Origin of the sequence: Dyella sp. GSA-30, assembly GCF_027924605.1 — a bacterium.
Taxonomy (GTDB): Bacteria; Pseudomonadota; Gammaproteobacteria; order Xanthomonadales; family Rhodanobacteraceae; genus GSA-30.
This window is the reverse complement of the sequence record NZ_AP027042.1, coordinates 3,952,271-3,970,261: the sequence shown is the minus strand read 5'-3', so window position 1 is coordinate 3,970,261 and position 17,991 is coordinate 3,952,271. Positions and strand designations below refer to the sequence as shown.

The 17,991-nt window shown below is 61.4% G+C and carries 15 protein-coding genes; 6 read left to right on the top strand and 9 right to left on the bottom strand.

The window, feature by feature from the left end:
- Positions 1–47 precede the first annotated feature (47 nt).
- The 3 genes from QMG46_RS16650 to QMG46_RS16640 all read right to left on the bottom strand — a co-directional run bounded on the left by QMG46_RS16650 (position 48) and on the right by QMG46_RS16640 (position 2,847).
- Positions 48–965 (bottom strand): cupin-like domain-containing protein, encoded by a 918-nt coding sequence (locus tag QMG46_RS16650; protein ID WP_281848968.1) that lies wholly within the window; start codon positions 963–965, stop codon positions 48–50.
- A 242-nt stretch (positions 966–1,207) separates the two neighbouring features.
- A complete protein-coding gene (locus QMG46_RS16645) occupies positions 1,208–2,134 on the bottom strand; it encodes a cupin-like domain-containing protein (protein WP_281848967.1) in 927 nt (308 codons plus the stop codon).
- A 35-nt stretch (positions 2,135–2,169) separates the two neighbouring features.
- On the bottom strand, positions 2,170–2,847 hold the full coding sequence (locus QMG46_RS16640; protein WP_281848966.1) for a hypothetical protein: 678 nt from the start codon (positions 2,845–2,847) through the stop codon (positions 2,170–2,172).
- Positions 2,848–3,168: 321 nt separating this feature from the next.
- Here QMG46_RS16640 and QMG46_RS16635 point away from each other — a divergent pair, with 321 nt between their 5' ends.
- Positions 3,169–3,816, top strand: a complete 648-nt coding sequence (locus tag QMG46_RS16635; protein WP_281848965.1) for a hypothetical protein — start codon at positions 3,169–3,171, stop codon at positions 3,814–3,816.
- Positions 3,817–3,954: 138 nt separating this feature from the next.
- Here the strand turns inward: QMG46_RS16635 and QMG46_RS16630 are convergent, their stop codons facing one another.
- The 5 genes from QMG46_RS16630 to tviB all read right to left on the bottom strand — a co-directional run bounded on the left by QMG46_RS16630 (position 3,955) and on the right by tviB (position 10,530).
- Positions 3,955–5,355, bottom strand: coding sequence for a TIGR03013 family XrtA/PEP-CTERM system glycosyltransferase (locus QMG46_RS16630; protein ID WP_281848964.1), 1,401 nt, complete (start codon positions 5,353–5,355; stop codon positions 3,955–3,957).
- A 334-nt stretch (positions 5,356–5,689) separates the two neighbouring features.
- Positions 5,690–6,460 (bottom strand): 4'-phosphopantetheinyl transferase family protein, encoded by a 771-nt coding sequence (locus tag QMG46_RS16625; protein ID WP_281848963.1) that lies wholly within the window; start codon positions 6,458–6,460, stop codon positions 5,690–5,692.
- A gap of 7 nt (positions 6,461–6,467) precedes the next feature.
- Complete coding sequence (locus tag QMG46_RS16620; protein ID WP_281848962.1) at positions 6,468–8,147, bottom strand: GMC oxidoreductase; 1,680 nt, start codon at positions 8,145–8,147, stop codon at positions 6,468–6,470.
- A 45-nt stretch (positions 8,148–8,192) separates the two neighbouring features.
- Entirely contained in the window at positions 8,193–9,224 is a 1,032-nt protein-coding gene (locus tag QMG46_RS16615) for an NAD-dependent epimerase (RefSeq protein ID WP_281848961.1), read from the bottom strand.
- A gap of 28 nt (positions 9,225–9,252) precedes the next feature.
- A complete protein-coding gene (tviB, locus tag QMG46_RS16610; RefSeq protein ID WP_281852912.1) occupies positions 9,253–10,530 on the bottom strand; it encodes a Vi polysaccharide biosynthesis UDP-N-acetylglucosamine C-6 dehydrogenase TviB in 1,278 nt (425 codons plus the stop codon).
- Between the two features lie 503 nt (positions 10,531–11,033).
- Between tviB and QMG46_RS16605 the strand changes: the two genes are divergently transcribed.
- On the top strand, positions 11,034–12,719 hold the full coding sequence (locus QMG46_RS16605; protein ID WP_281848960.1) for an FAD-dependent oxidoreductase: 1,686 nt from the start codon (positions 11,034–11,036) through the stop codon (positions 12,717–12,719).
- Positions 12,720–12,905: 186 nt separating this feature from the next.
- Complete coding sequence (locus tag QMG46_RS16600; protein WP_281848959.1) at positions 12,906–13,193, top strand: 7(1) septoil knot domain-containing protein; 288 nt, start codon at positions 12,906–12,908, stop codon at positions 13,191–13,193.
- Here the strand turns inward: QMG46_RS16600 and QMG46_RS16595 are convergent.
- On the bottom strand, positions 13,182–13,718 hold the full coding sequence (locus QMG46_RS16595; protein ID WP_281848957.1) for an SPOR domain-containing protein: 537 nt from the start codon (positions 13,716–13,718) through the stop codon (positions 13,182–13,184). The genes QMG46_RS16600 and QMG46_RS16595 overlap by 12 nt on opposite strands.
- 245 nt (positions 13,719–13,963) lie before the next feature.
- Here QMG46_RS16595 and QMG46_RS16590 point away from each other — a divergent pair, with 245 nt between their 5' ends.
- The 3 genes from QMG46_RS16590 (at position 13,964) to tssC (ending at position 17,950) form a co-directional block, all read left to right on the top strand.
- Positions 13,964–14,959, top strand: a complete 996-nt coding sequence (locus tag QMG46_RS16590) for a sigma-54 interaction domain-containing protein (protein ID WP_281848956.1) — start codon at positions 13,964–13,966, stop codon at positions 14,957–14,959.
- A 22-nt stretch (positions 14,960–14,981) separates the two neighbouring features.
- Positions 14,982–15,215 carry a hypothetical protein gene (locus QMG46_RS16585; protein ID WP_281848955.1) on the top strand — a complete coding sequence of 78 codons (234 nt, stop codon included), beginning with the start codon at positions 14,982–14,984 and terminating at the stop codon, positions 15,213–15,215.
- A gap of 374 nt (positions 15,216–15,589) precedes the next feature.
- Positions 15,590–17,950, top strand: coding sequence for a type VI secretion system contractile sheath large subunit (tssC, locus tag QMG46_RS16580; RefSeq protein WP_281848954.1), 2,361 nt, complete (start codon positions 15,590–15,592; stop codon positions 17,948–17,950).
- The last annotated feature ends 41 nt before the right edge of the window (positions 17,951–17,991 follow it).

Here is a 17,991-nt window from a genome sequence, read left to right as displayed (position 1 = left end):
GGCAGCGATGTTTGTCTTGTTCGGTTTTCTTTCGAGGTATTGGGTTATCAATCCGCTATCGCGTAAGCGCTGCGACGAGCAAGCGACGGACATGCCGGCGGACGGCTTCCCGTGCCGTGTGCCGCGACCAGAGCCGAGGCCGCGGTATAGGTAAGGCGATCGAACAGGCGCCGTTTCCCCACGGGCGGCGTCTGCAGGCCGATGCGATGCAGCAGGTCGTTGACCACGTGCTGCATCGCGTTCTTGCGCGTGGCCCGGGTGCTGTAGGTCAGGCTGATGGTGATCGACGGTTCGTCGTCGGTTTCGACCATATGCGGGCTGGTGAGTGGCATATAGACCCCCATGCCCGGCCCCAGGTCGAACACCTTCGCGCGAGCGCGAAACGCCTCGTTCCATTGCACTAGGTCCAGCTCATGGCGTGCGTGGAAGCAATCGCGTGCACGGTCGCTGACCACGTCGGTATCGGCCGCGTCCCATACGTACACTTTCTTGTGCCCGCGGACTTGCAGAAGGATCCCGTGGTTTCTGTCGATATGAAACGGCGTGATCGTGTGCGGCGAGGCGACGAAGATCCACCCCGCGCGGTAATACACGCCCGGATCCTTGCGCTCGATATACGGCTGGATCGGATCGAAGGCCAGATCGATCAGTTCGCGATAGGTCTCGTCGGCCTGCACGTGGCGCAGCAGCATCCATGCCTTGGCGTCGCTGATGCGCTGCAGGGTCTCGGCGACCGGCTTGCGGTTGGGATAAAGCCGGCTTACCGCATCGAAGTTGGTGCCTGCACTGGCATCGCTGTTGAACGTAAACACGCGCGTGCTGCCCTGCAGACGCTTGCCCAGCGCGACCAGCTGGTCGGGCTGCAGCAGCGGGTGATCGGACAGCTCATGCGTCACCGACTGGATGCGCCACGGATCGAAATTTTCCCAATCGATATCGATAAGTGGGCGCGCATTGGCATTCATGACTTCGGTTCTCTGGCATCACGCGGACACGTGTAGTGTCGGGTGCGATGCCACCTCGCTTCCATAGACTCTATGGTCGAGACCTTTGCGACGAATGCATGACTTGACCGCTGTTTTTCAGGTATTTCGCACAGGTCGAAGCCATCGGCGTGTTTTGCCGATAGTCGACTAGGGCATTTGGCCTATCCCCGTCGCCATACTTGGCAAAGCTGGCGAAACAGTGGCCGTTGGCTGGCTTTCGCTCAGTCTGTTTTTATCGGTTTGCGCCGCACGCGCTGGCCGATGCGCGCCAACTCAGATTTAGCACGGTCCACGAAAAAGTTGTGGCCCACCGCACCGGGTTCCATCCCGAGCCGGCGCATACGCGCGTTGAAACGATGGGCGTCGGTCCAGATATCCGAGTGGCGTGTGCGAAACGTCACCGCCAGCGAGATCGACAGTTCCGAACCGGTGTGCACGCGGTGCGGTGCGATAAACGGATGGTGTACGCCCAGCCCCGGCTTGAGCTGATAGGTCATGGCTTTCGCCTCGAACGACGGCTTGTACGTCGGGCGATCGCCGGTTCGCGACAACAGCAGGTCTTTCTCTTCGTCGGACATGATTTCGCGGTCGGCCGGGTCCCAGAGGTGCACGGTTTTCGTGCCCTGGATCTGCAACAGAAAATTCATCTCGCGATCCATGTGGTACGGCGTGACCGAATCGCGCGAAGAAATAAAGACGTAGGTCGAGTACCAGCTGATTTCCGAGTCGATCGGGTCGGTCTTTGCCGCGATTTCGCCAAGCAGACCTTCGATGACCGGTCGGTACCAAGCGTCGAGTTCGGGGTTGTTGATGCAGATATACGCCTGCCGCTCTTCGAAATGATTCAACACATCATCGAGCGTCAGGTCGCGCTTGTAGCGGTCATAGGACGAGTCGAGTTCGGCATCGCCGGGAATCTTGCCGATCCGGTAAAGAATCTTTTCCGTGGGCATGCGACGGCATAGCGCGAACAGCGAGGGCAGAGAGAAGGACGGGTGCGCGACCAGCCGGTGGCCGACCAGAAACGGTTGGCGGTTGTAATAGGCACGCAGGATCGACGGCTCCAGGGTGAGCAAGGGCTCGGTTTCCGAGCGCCCTCGCGCCAGGATATCGGCATAGCGTTTTGTCGAGAGAAAAGTGCCCAGCATGGTCGTTCTCCTTCAAATGCAGGCCTTGCGTCGAATCAATCCGCGGACTGAAATGCGAACAACCACAGGATGGCGCCCTGAATAGGCGCGCCTATCCAGCTCACGTCATAGGTGCCGGCGGCATCCACCTGTTTGAATGCCACGGCACACTGCACGCCACTGTTGTCGGGGAGCTTGAGAAAGCTGTCGATCACGGTAAAACCGTTGTTGGGTACGGCTGTCATGCGTTTGACACCGCCATCGCCCCACCATATGGCTATAAGCGTGGCCGGGCCGGTGGTTGTGACGGTGCCGCTACGCAGCGTCAGGGCGGCAGGTGCGTAGTTCTGGGCAACATCTTTCAGAACGCCGGCCTGCTTGATCTCGATAAACGGAACCGACATCTCACCGACGGCATTGCCCGGCTTGGCGAAGCTGACGGTGTGGTTGGCGCCGCCTTTGGCCGCAAGCGCGATATAGGCCTTGACGTCGAAGCGGTCACCGTAACCATTGCCGTAGGGAACCGTAGAGCCCAGCTGTTTCCAGCGGTTCGCATAGCTATCTACCGGGCGGGCATCATTGGACGAATACCCGCCGTTGAAGACGATCAGCGTGCTGCCGCTGCGCTGGGTATCGACCGGTTCGGTGGTAGCGGGAGAGACCCCAAGGCCCTCGGACTGGGCCAGCAATGTATGCCCGCCAAGGGCCGGGGTGACCATGATCGGCGAACCCATGGATGGAGACTCCGTCGGCTGTGCCGATAGGGGGCGGGCTAGCAGGAGCAGGGGCGCAAAAAGCAGCACCAGCGCCATCTCGACGAGGCGGCGGTCAGCCCGAAGGCGTCGACAGCAGGCCATGGAAGCGCTCCCCTTTGATGGTTTGATAGTGAGAACTGCGTCACACCAAGTCAAGCGAAAAATGTGCTTGCGGTCCGCCGCGTGTTGCGCCAATCTTGACCTCCCGCAAGACCGGACCGACCACCCACAGGGGGTGGCCGCACCCGGCAGCCGACGGGGCCGTGACTGGCGATGGCATGGCGCACCAAGGGGGATGGCTTGGCTAACGAGACCGATTTCCTTGAGCTCTATCGGGAGCTGGGCGTGAGCCCGGGTTGCTGCCTGCTGGATTTCAAGCGGGCGTACCGGCGCCATGTGGCGCGACTGCATCCGGACCGCCCGGGCGATGGGCAGCCACGTGTTGGCGATCAGCTGCAGCAGCTGACCGCCCAATACAGTGCCGCGATGGAGTTTCAGCGCCGTCATGGACGCCTGCCTGGCGCCCAGGCGGAGGACATCCGGGCCAATACGCCCGAGCCCAGCTTCCGATCGACGCTTCCCACGCTTACACCGACGCGCGAACCGAGACGCGGACCGTCCAAGGTCACCATCTTGTTCGCCCTGTCCGTGACCGCGGCATTGTTCTGGTGCACCGACCCGCTGCCGTTCTTGCCGGAAGTGAGCCACGCGCCATACATCGCCCCAAGCACGGCGGAGATGCCGGAAAAGCCCGTCGTATCAACGCTTGCATTGGGCATGTCATCGGAAAACGTGCGTGCCATCGAGGGCGAGCCGACCCTGATTCGGGACGATCGCTGGGAATACGGTCCGTCCTGGATCCGCTTCGAGAATGGCGAAGTGGTGGACTGGTATAGCTCGCCGTTGCAATCGCTCAAGACGCCTGCGGGTCGCCCCAGCCACCATTGAAGCCTTACATGTGTTTGGCGGACATCGGGGCCCGCTATGGTCGCCAGGCGGCGCGTTTGACCTCGACCCGGTGTGTATTCCACCGAGCACCGGGCCTTGCGCCGCCACCCGGCGGCCATAGCGGGCCAGGGCGACGTTTCAGCGCGCACCGCGGCCAAACAGCACCACTTCTACCGTCTGCACGAGAATCAGCAGATCGAGCATCAGGTTGTGATTCTTGACGTAGAACAGGTCGTACTTGAGTTTCTCGGCGGCGTCTTCTTCGGAGGCGCCATACGGGTAACTCAGTTGCGCCCAGCCGGCCAGCCCGGGCTTCAGGCAATGGCGCAAGTTGTAATAGCGAATCTTCGGCTCGAGATCGGCGACAAACTGCGGGCGCTCGGGACGCGGTCCGACGATGCTCATCTCGCCCTTGAGTACATTCCACAATTGCGGCAACTCATCGAAACGCAGTTTGCGTGCGATGCGGCCCACGCGCGTGACGCGGTCGTCATGCTTGCTGGCCCAGCGCGCTATGCCATCAAGCTCTGCATCGGTGCGCATGCTGCGAAACTTGAGCAGCCAGAACGTCCTGCCGCGTTCGCCGACGCGTTCCTGGCGATAGAGAATGGGTTGGCCGGCACCCGACTCCATGCGGATGGCAAGCACCATCCCCAGCATCAACGGCCAGGTCAGCACCATCAGCACCACGGCGGCGGCCAGATCGAAGCAACGCTTGCTCAACCGACGCAGCGGCGTGGCATTGAAGCCACCGGAGAAGACCAGCCAGGAGGGGTCGAGCAACGATAGCTGGACGCGGCCCGATTCGCGTTCGCAGAACGTGGTGAGCTCGGTAATGGTCACGCCCAGTTGCCGACATTCGAGCAGATCGTCCATCGGCAGGCTGCCGCGACGATCGTCGACACCGACGACGATCTCGTCGACCTGCCGGCGCAGCACCAGCGATGGCAGCGGAACGTTCAAGTTCAGCAGCTGATCGGAGGGTACGACGGTTATTTCGTTCGGGCACGGCACATAACCGACGATGCGAAAGCCGCGTCGATCGGAACGGCGACGCATGCGATTGTGGATCTGCGCGGCACGTTGCCCCGCGCCCAGGATCAGCACCTGCCGTTTGAGCGCCTCGATCTCCACCAGCCGCATGAATACCGAACGGAAGGCCATGACCAGGACCAGGCCCAGCAACAGCGCAATACCCATCACACCACGGCCGACATAGGCTTGCGGCACGACGTAGTACGCCACGATCAGGCCCACGCCGCCGAGCGCAAACGCCACCACCTGTCTGGCCAGGAGGCCAAACCAGCTGCTGCGCATATGCGTTTGATACTGCCCCAGCGCCGCCATGCCCAACATGATGACCAGCGCAAACAGCAGCGACCTTTCCAGCAAATGGCGCGAGAACTCGGCCAGCTCGTCCGGTGCATTGAAGTAGCGCAGGTACATCGCCAGGCTCAACGAGCCGGCCAGCAAGAGCGACTCGCAAAATCCGAGCAGCAGGAGCCAGCGTACGGCCTGCCTTCGTAGAAAACGAAGCATTCGGATTCCCCCAAGTTGACTGCCACTCCGTGGGCAGAACTTGAGGCTACGCTGGTGTATCGCAGCCCGCGATACGACAGACGGTGGGTTTTGCGTAGTCCGAATGGGCGTTACAGGGATGTAACAGGGGTGTCTTCAAATCAATTCGAATCACCTCCTACTCGTCATCCCGGCGCAGGCCGGGACCCAGTGGCTTCGGTTTTCCGTTTTCGCGTCAGAGCAGAATGCGTGATCACGCTCGCGACGACCGACCACAAAGCCACTGGGTCCCGGCCTGCGCCGGGATGACGGATAGGAGATGTTTTCAGAGATTACCGAGCACCGCTCTTGCTGTTTAGTGAAGCCGCATCTCATCAAGCCAATGCAGCCGGCAGGCAGTAATGGTCGAAGGCGCAGCCAATGCCCCGATAAGCCCGGCGGGCAGGCCGATATCGCGTACGCGGCAAGGTATGCGAGTGGTGGCCGATGCGGGCGGCGGGACCAGTGCCGTCGTGGTGGCCTTCATGCGCGACGGCTCCTCGCTCAGCCCGGTACCGAACGCCTTGAGCAAGGCCTCCTTGCGTGTCCACAACGACAGCAGCGCCGATTCGCGCAAGAGCGGATGCAGTGGCAATACTTCGGCTATTTCCTCGGTCGTGCAGAAGCGCGGCATCAACTCGGTCAACGTCATGTGCGAGGGCGAGCGCTCGATGTCGACACCGACGGTTTCGGCCGCGCATACGGCAATCGCTACCCAGCTGCCGCTATGACTGAGACTGGTGGCAAGCTGCGTTCCCGAGACATAAGGCTGTCCGCCCGATGTGTTGCCGAGGGGAACGTCGCAGGCGTCGACGCCCAGGCAGATGCCAAGCGCGGCGCGCCATAGGGCATGGGCGACGACATAGGGCTCACGATCGCGCTCGAATCGAAACCGTGCGGCCCTGGCACGTTCGCCCGCATCGAGCAGGCTTTCGGCCGATTCGGTATGCAGCCCCCACAGCGCGCTATCGAACAGCAGCACGCTCGCCGCACCGGGCGACAACATGGAAAATTGCGCGCGCGCCAGGGCGCATTTCACCGTATGAAGGAAGTCGTCTGCGATGAAATTGGCGCGTCCGTTCGGCATGGGTATCTCAAAGCATCCCGGAGGTGCCATAGGCCAGCAGCAGGTCGCGCAGGTCTTCGGCCAGCCGCAGGCTCAGGGCAATGATGGTGAAGGTCGGGAAAGCCCAGCCGCCGGTAGGAAACACCGAGCTGCCGGCGATATGAAGATTGTCGACGCCGTGCACACGGCAATGGCGATCGACCACGCCTTGGTTCGGATCGGCGGACATTCGTGTCGTGCCGAGGTGATGCGCGGTGCCGTGAACCTGGGGCATGTCGTCCCCGGTACCGCCTACCCATGCCGCCGGTTCATAACGTCCGCCGCATGCCTGTGCCAGTTCGTTGCCGAACAGGACCGCCGCGGTCCGGTAGGTGTGCTTGTCCAGCGGCGTCAGCTGCCAGTCGACGCAGATCTTGCGCAGCCCGAGCGCATCGACGTCGGAGCTGAGGGTAATCCGGCTGTCCGGGTTCGGCGCCTGTTCGAAATAACCGATCAGCTCCACATGATTGCTTTTCACCGCCGATTTGTCGGCCAGCTTCCGCACGAACGCCTTGGCGATATCGCCGGCGCCCAGGCCGACTCGCAATGCGAGCTTGCCGACGCCCTCTTTGGCCGGGATGACATCGTCACCTGGCGAAGGACCATTTTTCATCGCCGCGCATAGCCGCGCCTCCAGCTCGGCGCTCTCATCGCGCGACGAGGGCCGCAGGGCTGCCCTGAACTCCCGCAACGCACGAATACCCTTGGGTACGTCCGCTTCGACAGGGAAGGGATGCACGCGTCCGCTAAGCAGGCGATGGGCTCGTTGTGCCTGATCGGACAGGCCGATTTCGGGAAACACCGGCGCGGGGCCCTTGCCCAGGTTGCGATCGTACGGACGCGTGAGATGGTCCGGCGTATCGGTCACCACCCGGCCGATGCTGCCGCTGGGATGATCCATAAAATAACGGCCCACCAGATCGCGCGTGTTGCCCAGCCCCTGGGGAACCACCGAGTCCGACAGCAGGAGCAGGCGAGCGTTCTCGATGCCGCCGGAGGCAAGCACATAGTGTCGTGCCGTGACAAAGCCGGTGCGCCCGCTCAGGGCGGCGATGCGTGCGCGACGCACGGACGTACCGTCGGGCGCGGCTTCCAGCTCCATCAGGTTGGCATGCAGCAGCACCTTGATGTTCTCGGCCTGCTCGAGTTCGGCGCGGTAAGCGGCACCAAATAAAATCGGGCTGCGCGCGAAGATCTGGTTGACCAGTTTGTCCGCGCTGAACGGAATGGGTTGGCGCGGCAAGGGGCCGATGAAGGACCCATCGGCGAAGTCATGCGCATCGATCTGGCAATACGTTCGTGCACGTGCGTAGTAGGGTTCGAGTTCGTCGTAAGAGAGCGGCCAGCCGCTGTGTGGCACCCAGTTGCGCTCCCCCAGATCGTGTTTGCTCAGCGTGATGCAGCCGCCGCCCCACAGATTGCAGCTGCCGCCAAACACGCGCATGCGTGACACGCTCGGATCAAACGGCGGGTTGCCGATCGACGTTCCTTCATACAGCGCCTGGCTTTTTTCCTCGCCCGCCAGGCCGCCGCCTTCGATCAGGCAGACCGATAGCGACGTGCCGATAAACGAGCGGGCAATCGCGATGCCAGCCGCCCCCGCGCCGATGATGCAGAGATCCGCTTCGACGTCGGCGGGCGACGATCCATCCAGGTAGTCGATGATCATGTCGCCTCCAAACCATGACGCTGGCCATTCCAGCCGCTACGAACGTTATGCAACGCGTTCATCTTGCAGAGTCTCGTAATAGGTCCGATACCAGCGGACGAATTGAGCCACACCGGTTTCGACCGGCACCTTGGGGACATAGCCGACCGCATCCCTGAGCAAGGTCATGTTCGCGGCGGTGTCGGGCACATCGCCGGCCTGCATCGGCAACAATTCCATCTCCGCCTTGCGTCCCAGGCACGCTTCCAGCACCTCGATGTAACGCAACAACGCCACCGGCTGCTCGTTGCCGATGTTGTAGATGCGATAGGGCGCGACGCTGCTGCTTTGCGGGTCGGGCAAATAGGCATTCCACGCGGCGTCCTTGACTGGCACGGTATCGAGTACGCGAATCACGCCTTCGGCGATATCGTCGACGTAGGTGAAGCTGCGCTGGTGCTTGCCGTAGTTGAAAACCCGGATGGGTTCGCCGGCGAGAATCGCCTTGGTGAAAAGAAACAGCGCCATATCCGGGCGGCCCCAGGGGCCGTAGACCGTGAAGAAGCGCAGTCCCGTGCATGGGATGTCGTAGAGATGGGCGTAGCTGTGCGCCATCTGCTCGTTGGCTTTTTTCGAGGCGGCGTACAGTGTCAGCGGATGCTCGGTGGACTGGTGTTCGGAAAACGGCAGCGTACCGTTGGCACCATAGACCGAGCTGGTCGAGGCAAAGACCAGATGCTCTACGCCGTGGCGGCGACAACCTTCCAGTACATGCAGAAAGCCGGTGACGTTGCTCGATACATAGACATGTGGATTCTCCGCCGCGTAACGTACGCCGGCCTGAGCGGCCAGATGAACCACCCGCTGCGGCCGGTGCCGGGAAAAGGCCTGTTCCATTGCGGCCCGGTTGGACAGGTCGGCATGCACATGCGTATAGCCGCCGTGTCGCATCAGGCGGCTCAGGCGGGCTTTTTTCAGTCGGACGTCGTAATAGTCGTTGAGATTGTCCAGGCCGATCACTTCGTCGCCTCGCTTGAGCAATTGCAAGGCGACGTGCGAACCGATAAAGCCCGCGGTTCCGGTAACCAGCACTTTCATGGCATGCGATCTCGTAAGGTGAGCCGGTTCATAGACGACCGTCGACAGCGTCGCGCGGCAGTACGTATTTCACGTCGTAGACGATCGACGACGGTTTGCCGAAGCGGCGCACACCCTCGGCACCCATCGCGACGAATTGCCGGTGACCGACCGCGACGATGACGGCGTCATAGCCGCCCGAGGCCGGTTCGGCGACTGGCGTGATGGCATATTCGTGTTCGGCCTCGGCGGCACTCACCCAGGGATCGTGGATATCGACCGCGGCGTTATAGGCGCGCAGTGCATGCACGATATCGACCACGCGGGTATTGCGCAGGTCCGGGCAGTTCTCCTTGAACGCCAGGCCCAGTATCAGGATGCGTGCCTGCACCGGGTTGATGCCCTTGCGTACCATCAGGCGTATCACTTCGCTGGCGATGTACGGGCCCATGCCGTCATTGGTGCGACGGCCGGCCAGGATTACGTCCGGGTGGTGCCCGACCTCCTGCGCCTTGTGCGTGAGGTAGTACGGGTCCACGCCGATGCAATGGCCGCCGACCAGCCCGGGTCGGAACGGCAGGAAATTCCATTTCGTTCCCGCCGCCTGCAATACGTCGAGCGTGTCGATGCCGAGCTTGTTGAACAGGATGGCCAGGTCGTTGACCAGGGCGATATTGAGATCGCGCTGGGTGTTTTCGATCACCTTGGCCGCCTCGGCCACTTTCAGGCAACTGGCCTTGTGCGTTCCGGCGACGATGACCGAGCCATAGAGGCGGTCGACGAAATCAGCCGTCTCCGGCGTCGAGCCTGACGTGACCTTGAGGATGGTCGTCACCCGGTGTTGTTTGTCGCCGGGGTTGATACGTTCGGGGCTATAGCCGGCAAAGAAGTCGCGGTTGTACACCAGGCCCGATACCCGTTCGAGGATCGGCACGCAGACCTCTTCGGTGCAGCCCGGATACACGGTGGATTCGTACACCACGATGTCACCCGGCTTGAGCACCTTGCCCAGCGTTTCGCTGGCCCTGACCAAGGGAGTCAGGTCGGGGCGCTTGGCGAGATCGATCGGGGTAGGGACAGTGACGATGTAGACGTTGCAATCGCGGATATCGTCCAGCTCGGCGCTGAAGCGCAAATGGGGGATATCGGCGAGTTCCTCGGCATCGACTTCCAGCGTGCTGTCATGGCCGGCGCGCAATTGCTCGATGCGCTTCTTGTTGATATCGAAACCGACCGTTTGGTAACGCTTGCCGAATTCCACCGCGAGCGGCAGGCCGACGTAGCCGAGGCCGACAATGGCAAGCTTGGTGTCTTCCAGGCGCCGCATACGATCATCCTTGTCGTTGGGTTTCGGATACAAGGCACAACGCAGGCGCCGCGGCGGCAAACGCAAGGCATCGGTCGCCCGTGGCACCTGAGGGCGGGGCAAGCAAGCAGGCCATCGTATTTCCCCCGTGTTCGGCCAGGGCGACGTTAACAGGGTGCGCTCGCGTTTCCCCTATCACGGACGACTGTAGGTCGAACGGCCGATCGACTTTGGAAACCTCTAGAGACCTTTCCTACTTCGTCATCCCGGCGCAGGCCGGGACCCAGTGACTTTGTGACCGGTTATCGCGAGAGCCAACAAACATCTGCTCTATCGCGAAAGCCGAAAATCGAAGCCACTGGGTCCCGGCCTGCGCCGGGATGACGATAGGAAAAACTGGGGTTGTTACAGGCTTTCTGCTGTCGACTGGATGCTGGTTGGTACGAGGATTGTGCTTGGAGCGTTGCACTGACATATGCTATCCAGACCAGCGTCAACACCGACGCGATTTCCAGGGTTTCTCCATGCCGGATCCGATCGCCTATCCCATGCCTGAGTTACCCGAGATAGACGGCAGCGATCTGCACGAACGCGACGCTCAGCGGTTTCCCCGGCTCAACGACGACATGGCGCAGCGCATCGCAACGTATGGCAGCGAGGAAAACGTGCCTGCCGGCACGCTGCTGTTCGAGCAAGGCCAGCGCGTCGTCGATTTTTTCTTCGTGCTCGAAGGCAGCATCCAGATCTTCGACCTGGGCAGCGATGGCCAGCCACGCACAGTGGCGATGCATTCGGCGCACCAGTTCAGCGGCGAGCTGGATCACCTCAACCAGCGGCGCATTCTGGTCTCCGGCCTGGCGGTGGTCCCGACACGGCTTATTCGTATCAAGCGGCAAAACTTCGCGCGCCTGATCGCCGCCGAGACCGATATCGGCGAAATCATCATGCGCGCGTTTATCCTGCGGCGCGTCGGTCTCATCCGCATGGGCAGCGGTGGTGTGGTCGTCGTCGGGCCAGTGCATGGCGCCGATACGCTGCGGCTGCAGCGCTTCCTGATTCGAAACGGTTATCCGCACCGATTGCTCGACACCGAGTCGGAGAGCGGCGCCACCGAATGGATGCGCAGCTTCGAGTTGACGCCGGACGTGCTTCCGGTGGTCATTACGCCGGATCATAAACTGCTGAGGAATCCATCGACTGCGGAGCTGGCCGACAACCTGGGTCTGACCGAAACCATCGAACCCGATCATGTACATGACGTCGCCGTCGTCGGTGCCGGCCCATCGGGTCTGGCTGCCGCGGTCTACGCGGCTTCGGAAGGTCTCAATACGATCGTGATCGAAGGCATGGCACCCGGCGGCCAGGCCGGCACCTCATCGAAGATCGAAAACTATCTGGGTTTTCCCACCGGCATTTCAGGCCAGGCATTAGCCGGTCGAGCGCAAGTACAAGCGCAGAAATTTGGTGCCCGTCTGGCCATATCGCGCCACGTCGTCGGTATCGATTGCTCGGCGCGGCCTTATCGGCTGCACCTGGAAGACGGCCAGGCGATTCAGGCGCGCGCCATCATCGTTGCCACCGGCGCGCGTTATCGCAAGCTCGATGTGCCCGATTACGATCGATACGAAGGGCAGGGCATTCATTATGCCGCCACACCCATGGAAGGGCAGCTGTGCACCGACGAGGAGGTTGTCGTGGTCGGCGGCGGCAACTCGGCCGGCCAGGCCGCGATGTTTCTCTCCCGCATCGCAGCCCATGTGCATATCCTCGTGCGCAGTACCGGGCTGGCCGCAACCATGTCCGACTATCTCGTACAGCGTATCCGTCAATCGACACGGATCAGCCTGCATACCGAAACGGACATCGTCGCCTTCGACGGCAACGACCGGCTGCGTGGCGTCAGCTGGAAACATCGCCCCAGCGGGAAGCTGGTCACTCGGCCCGTCGCGAATGTTTTTGTGATGGTTGGTGCGGAGCCGAACACAGACTGGCTCGGCGGATGCCTGCAATTGGATGCCAAGGGTTTCATTTGCACCGGCGTCGATGCCAGTGGCCCGACCGCGACATCGCTATACGCGACATCCAAGGCAGGTATTTTCGCGGTCGGTGATGTACGTGCAGGATCGGTCAAGCGTGTTGCGGCGGGCGTGGGTGAAGGTGCTGCGGTGATCCAGGCGGTGCACAAGTCACTAGATCCTGAGTCGCCTTGACACGAATAACGCCCTGGTTTTTGTAGGAGCGACTTCAGGGCACCTCAAAATAACTGCAGTTTTTCATATCGTCATCCCGGCCTGCGCCGGGATGACGAGTAGGAAGGGTTTTTAGAGGTGCCCTGAAGTCACTCCTACAAAAAACTGGCAGGCTTTTCGAAGCATTCATTGAGCCCGAGTGACGCGATGGCAAGAATCTATCAGACACAGACCATGGGAGAGGCCCGAGTCAAGGTGGCCATCGTCACCGACCGCGGGCAGGCCGATCTGTGGGTGAACCGTGTAAGCAGTTGGGGCCTGGCATCGGGTGACGCACTCTGGTTCATGGTGCCCGATCGTGGCGATGCGACCGCTACGGTATTTTTCACCAGCATCGGTTTCGCCCAGATCAAGGTGTGCTTTGTCGAGACGCGCGGCGAAGCCGGCTGGCGCGATCCAGCGGTTGCACGCCGAGGCCTGTTTTCAGGTCGCTGACTTGGCGGGTGGCGGCAGGCGGATCACCGGGGTGCTTGGTAGCTTGAGCATGGCCTGTACGCGTACGGCGGCATTCTCTGCTTCCGCCTGTGTGGCAAACCGCCCGGCGGCCAGTACCGTCCAGGGCGCCTTGTCGGCGTCGACGACTTGCAGGTGGGTCAGTGGCAAGCCGATGGCCTGAGCATGTTGCTCGGCTTCGGTGGCTTCATCATCGGTAACGAATTGTCCCAATTGCAGCGCGTAGGCCGGTTGTCCGGCGGCCGGTGCTGCAGCGCCCACCTCGGTAGTGACCAACAGGGAATCGATCTTCAGTGGCGCTGCTGCGGTTGCAGCAATGGAGGCATGGCTTGCCGGTGGTGCCTTGGCGGCGGGACCGGGTGGGGCGGTTGGGGCTTTAATCGATAACAGCTTGTTGCCGAAGGCAGTTACCGGTGCTCGCCAATTATCGGGCGCCATCATGCCGCCGGTAAATGCCAGCGCTCCGAACAGCAAAACCAGCAGGGTAAATCCGAACTTGGCGAACATAATTTGACGTCCCGCAAAGAAAACGAGTGTCGGCGTCATAATCATGACACCGAATAGCTCTTGCGCACATTTTCAAATGCTTATCTGCTTCGCATGAATTTACTTGGTCCTGGCATATTGCGATAACGATGCGGTGAACGCTACATTCGCCCTCCTGGGGGAAGCCAATGCCATAGATTCGGATATGCGGCAAATGGATGCCGTTGTCCGGTCGAGGCGAACACCCCCATTTTCAGGGGGTCGTCATGGTCGATATGTTGGAGTCCAACTTGCTTGGCTCCTCCCCACAATTTGCTCATGTAGTAGCGCAGATTCGCCGAATTGCAAAATTCGACGTCACGGTGCTTATCGGCGGAGAAACCGGTACCGGCAAAGAGCTGGGCGCAAGAGCGGTCCATTATCTCAGTGCTCGGGCGGCACAACCGTTTATTCCGGTCAATTGCGGCGCCCTGGCCGAATCGCTGGTGGAAAGCGAGTTATTCGGGCATGAGCGTGGGGCATTTACCGATGCGCGCCAGGCGGCGCCGGGTTTAATCAGCGAAGCCGAAGGCGGAACGCTATTCCTGGATGAAATCGACACCTTGTCGGCCAAGGCCCAGGCGGCGCTTTTGCGCTTTCTGCAGGACCGCACCTATCGCCGCGTCGGTGGCACCCAGACCCGGCAGACCAATGTGCGGTTGATTGCGGCAAGCAATGCCAACCTGGACGAACTGGTCAAGGCGCGGCAGTTTCGTCGCGACCTGCTGTACCGGCTCAAGGTGATGCCGCTGATCATGCCGCCGTTGCGTGAGCGCGGCAGCGATGTGGTCGAACTGGCCAGGATATTTCTCGATCGCCTCAACCGCGAGTATCAGGGCCAGACCGCACCCAAGCGCTTCCATCCCGAGCTGTCCGCGGCCCTTACGCGCTATAGCTGGCCCGGCAATATCCGCGAGCTGGAGCATTTCATCCAGCGCGAATACCTGATGTGCGAAGGCGAGGTGATTCATGCGGCACTGCCGCAGGACGGCCAGATGCCCAATCCCTCGATCGATCGGTACAACGCAGCCTTCAAACAGGCAAAAGCCCGGGTGATCGCCGATTTCGAGCGCAGCTATGTCACCTCGGCCATGGCCCGTGCGCGGGGCAATATTTCCCATGCCGCCCGCATCGCGGGGCAGGACCGCAGCGCTTTCAGCAAACTGGTAAGTAAATACAGGGTCGCTTCTACCGCCGAGCAGGAGCAAGATTCGGCGGAATGAAGCATCGAAGCGAGCCATTGCCGTGAACGGCTACTCCGTGCGTGACGTCGCCGACGCCATTGCGCGCGTCCTGGCTGCGCAACCTGCCTGCGCCGATACGATCGAAGGCATACAGCAATGGTGGCTGCGGCCATCGGGTATCGACGCGCCTCGCGATGTCATTGCCAGCGCGCTCGAGCTGCTGGAAATGGAGCAACACATCGAAAGCCGCCGGATAGGTACGCGCGAAATCTGGCGCCTGCGCCGCAACCCTTAGCCGATAGTCCGGCCTGCTTTTTTTTTCAATCATCGTTCCGGCATGGCTGGAAGTATGCGTGCGTCTTTTGCGTGTGCTGCGTTGTTTTCTACACGGCGTGAAAAATTCCACACGGTGCGATTGAAGCAGGCGATGTCGCGATCATCCGATGCATCGTCAATCATTTATGCGATACATCTCGATGCCATGCCACGGTTATCGCCGTGAGAAAAAATACACGGCGCGCCATGCGCCGGTGCAACGAAAACCAAGGCAAACGTTGCAACTGCCACGTTTTTGCCAGTTGGCACGACTCTTGATTCTGCTGCTTCGTAACGCGAGCGGCAGCGTTCGAATGAAGAATCTTGCAGCCGCCTACTCAACGAGGCCCGTTCATGACTGTCGAGAGCATTCAACAAAAGCTATTGCGTGTGCGGCCGCCGCGCGTACGCATTACCTACGACGTCGAGACCGGCGGTTCGAGCGAAAAGGTGGAGCTGGCATTTATCGTCGGCATGTTCGCCAACCTGTCCGGCGAGCTCAGTGCGAGCGAGTTACCCGCGCTGAAAGACCGGCGCATGCGCGATATCGACGCGGAATCGTTCGACAAGATCCTGGCGGACAGCACGCCGATGATCAACTTGAACGGCATCCCCGATACGATTACCGGCGGCAGAAACCTTGCCGGTACGTTGGGCTTCTCCTGCCTGGCCGACTTCGAGCCTCTGGCGGTAGTCAATGCTGTGCCCAGCTTGAAGCAGCGCTATGACGCGCGGGCAGACTTGCGTGCCCTGCAGTCGATGGCCGAATGCAATGACGCATTGGCCGCGGCGCTGGATCGTTCCACGCTCGACGCGGATGCGATGGGGGCACTGAAGACCAAGTTTTCGACGACGGCACCTGGCGACTGGGTCAATGTCGCCATCAGCCCGGTCGATCCGCTGCCGGCATCGCCCACAGGCGCCGATGTGCCCACCATCCTGGTAACCCTGCTCGCTGCACAGATGGCAGGCAACGCACAGGCCGCCACCGCGGCCAAGCAGGCGGCGGATGCTGCGGCTGCCGCGGCAGACAACGCCAAGACAGCCGCGGCAACAGCCGCCACGGCCAGGGACAACGCGCAGAAAGCCGCGACGGATGCCGCAGCGGCGCTGGCTAAAGCCAAGGACGCTGCCGCCAAGGCGAAAACCGACCAGGATATTGCCGCGGCCAATACCGCCCTGGTTGCCGCGCAAAAAGCCAAGGACGATGCCGATGCCACCGCGCTCACCACGCAGGCACAGGCTTCGGCGGCCGACGAGCTCAATACCCGTCAGGCGCAGCTTGCCGCCGATCGCCAGCAGGCCTTCCTGTCGATCGATCCGCTGTCCAAGGCGCGCCGGCTGAGCGGCCGCTTTGCCAACGAGATCATCGTGCCGATGGGCAACAAGGAACTGACCCAGGTGGCATTGGGCTCCAGTGGCCTGATCGACGAACGTGCGCTCGCTATCGATACTCAGATCGGCTTTCAGCTGGATGCGATTTTGCACGCCCGCGCGTTCCAGGAGCTCGAGGCGACCTGGCGCGGCCTGTTCTATGTGGTGTCGCGCACCGAAAGCGGCCGGCTGTTGAAACTGCGTGTGTTCAATGCCGGCATGGACGAGCTGCGCAAGGAACTGGAGAAGGCGGCGGATTTCGATCAGAGCTGCATCTTCAAGATGATCTACGAGGCCGAATTCGGCACCTATGGCGGCTCGCCGTACAGCCTGCTGCTGGGTGGTTATGAGTTCGATCATTCGCCCAACCATATGTCCCTGCTCAACAACCTGACCAAGGTCGCCGCGTCCGCGCATGCACCGTTTATCGCGGCGGCGGCGCCGGGCCTGTTCGGTCTGGACAGTTTCGACAAGCTGGCCAAACCGCGCGATCTGGGGCAGTTGTTCGAGTCGCCGGAAATGGCGCAGTGGGTGGAGTTTCGCAATAGCGAAGATTCGCGTTACGTCGCCTTGGCGCTGCCGCATATCCTGCTGCGCCTGCCGTACGGCAAGGACTCGCGACCGGCCGAAGGCCTGCGTTACGAAGAAACCGTCAACGGCGAGCAGGGGCCCGATCACAATGCGTTCCTGTGGGGTAATGCGGCGTATGCGCTGGCCGAGCGCATCACGCATTCGTTTGCCCTGTATCACTGGACAGCGGCGATTCGCGGCGTGGAAGGCGGTGGCCTGGTCGATGGCCTGCCGGTATTCACGTACCGCGACGATGCCGATCTGGTGAACATGATCTGCCCGACCGAAGTGTCGATCACCGATCGCCGCGAAAAAGAACTGAACGATCTTGGCTTTATCGCACTATGCAATTGCAAGGGCACCGGTCAGGCGGCGTTCTTCGGCGGCCAGACCACCAACCTGCCGCGCCAGTACATCAGCGACGAGGCCAATGCGAACGCCAAGCTGTCGGCGATGCTGCCGTACATCCTGGCCGCCTCGCGCTTTGCGCATTACATCAAGGTGATCATGCGCAAGAAGATCGGCGCCTTCCTCACCCGCGGCAATATCGAGGCCTACCTCAATACCTGGATCGCGCAATACGTCCTGCTGGACGACAACGCCTCACAAGAGGTAAAGGCCAGCTATCCGTTGCGCGCCGCGCAGATCAACGTGACCGACGTGCCCGGGTCGCCCGGTTCGTATAAAGCGACCGTGTTCATCAAGCCGCACTTCCAGCTGGAAGAACTGACCACTTCGATTCGCCTGGTGGCGGATCTGCCTGCGGGCTGATGCGCTCGACGCACAGCCCATAGATCACACCCAGGAGCGAA

Bases quoted from the DNA above. Each gene is read 5' to 3' on its own strand.
- QMG46_RS16650 (WP_281848968.1), bottom strand. From the start codon at position 965: ATGAATGCCAATGCGCGCCCACTTATCGATATCGATTGGGAAAATTTC.
- QMG46_RS16645 (WP_281848967.1), bottom strand. From the start codon at position 2,134: ATGCTGGGCACTTTTCTCTCGACAAAACGCTATGCCGATATCCTGGCG.
- QMG46_RS16640 (WP_281848966.1), bottom strand. From the start codon at position 2,847: ATGGGTTCGCCGATCATGGTCACCCCGGCCCTTGGCGGGCATACATTG.
- QMG46_RS16630 (WP_281848964.1), bottom strand. From the start codon at position 5,355: ATGCTTCGTTTTCTACGAAGGCAGGCCGTACGCTGGCTCCTGCTGCTC.
- QMG46_RS16625 (WP_281848963.1), bottom strand. From the start codon at position 6,460: ATGCCGAACGGACGCGCCAATTTCATCGCAGACGACTTCCTTCATACG.
- QMG46_RS16620 (WP_281848962.1), bottom strand. From the start codon at position 8,147: ATGATCATCGACTACCTGGATGGATCGTCGCCCGCCGACGTCGAAGCG.
- QMG46_RS16615 (WP_281848961.1), bottom strand. From the start codon at position 9,224: ATGAAAGTGCTGGTTACCGGAACCGCGGGCTTTATCGGTTCGCACGTC.
- tviB (WP_281852912.1), bottom strand. From the start codon at position 10,530: ATGCGGCGCCTGGAAGACACCAAGCTTGCCATTGTCGGCCTCGGCTAC.
- QMG46_RS16605 (WP_281848960.1), top strand. From the start codon at position 11,034: ATGCCGGATCCGATCGCCTATCCCATGCCTGAGTTACCCGAGATAGAC.
- QMG46_RS16600 (WP_281848959.1), top strand. From the start codon at position 12,906: ATGGCAAGAATCTATCAGACACAGACCATGGGAGAGGCCCGAGTCAAG.
- QMG46_RS16595 (WP_281848957.1), bottom strand. From the start codon at position 13,718: ATGTTCGCCAAGTTCGGATTTACCCTGCTGGTTTTGCTGTTCGGAGCG.
- QMG46_RS16590 (WP_281848956.1), top strand. From the start codon at position 13,964: ATGGTCGATATGTTGGAGTCCAACTTGCTTGGCTCCTCCCCACAATTT.
- tssC (WP_281848954.1), top strand. From the start codon at position 15,590: ATGACTGTCGAGAGCATTCAACAAAAGCTATTGCGTGTGCGGCCGCCG.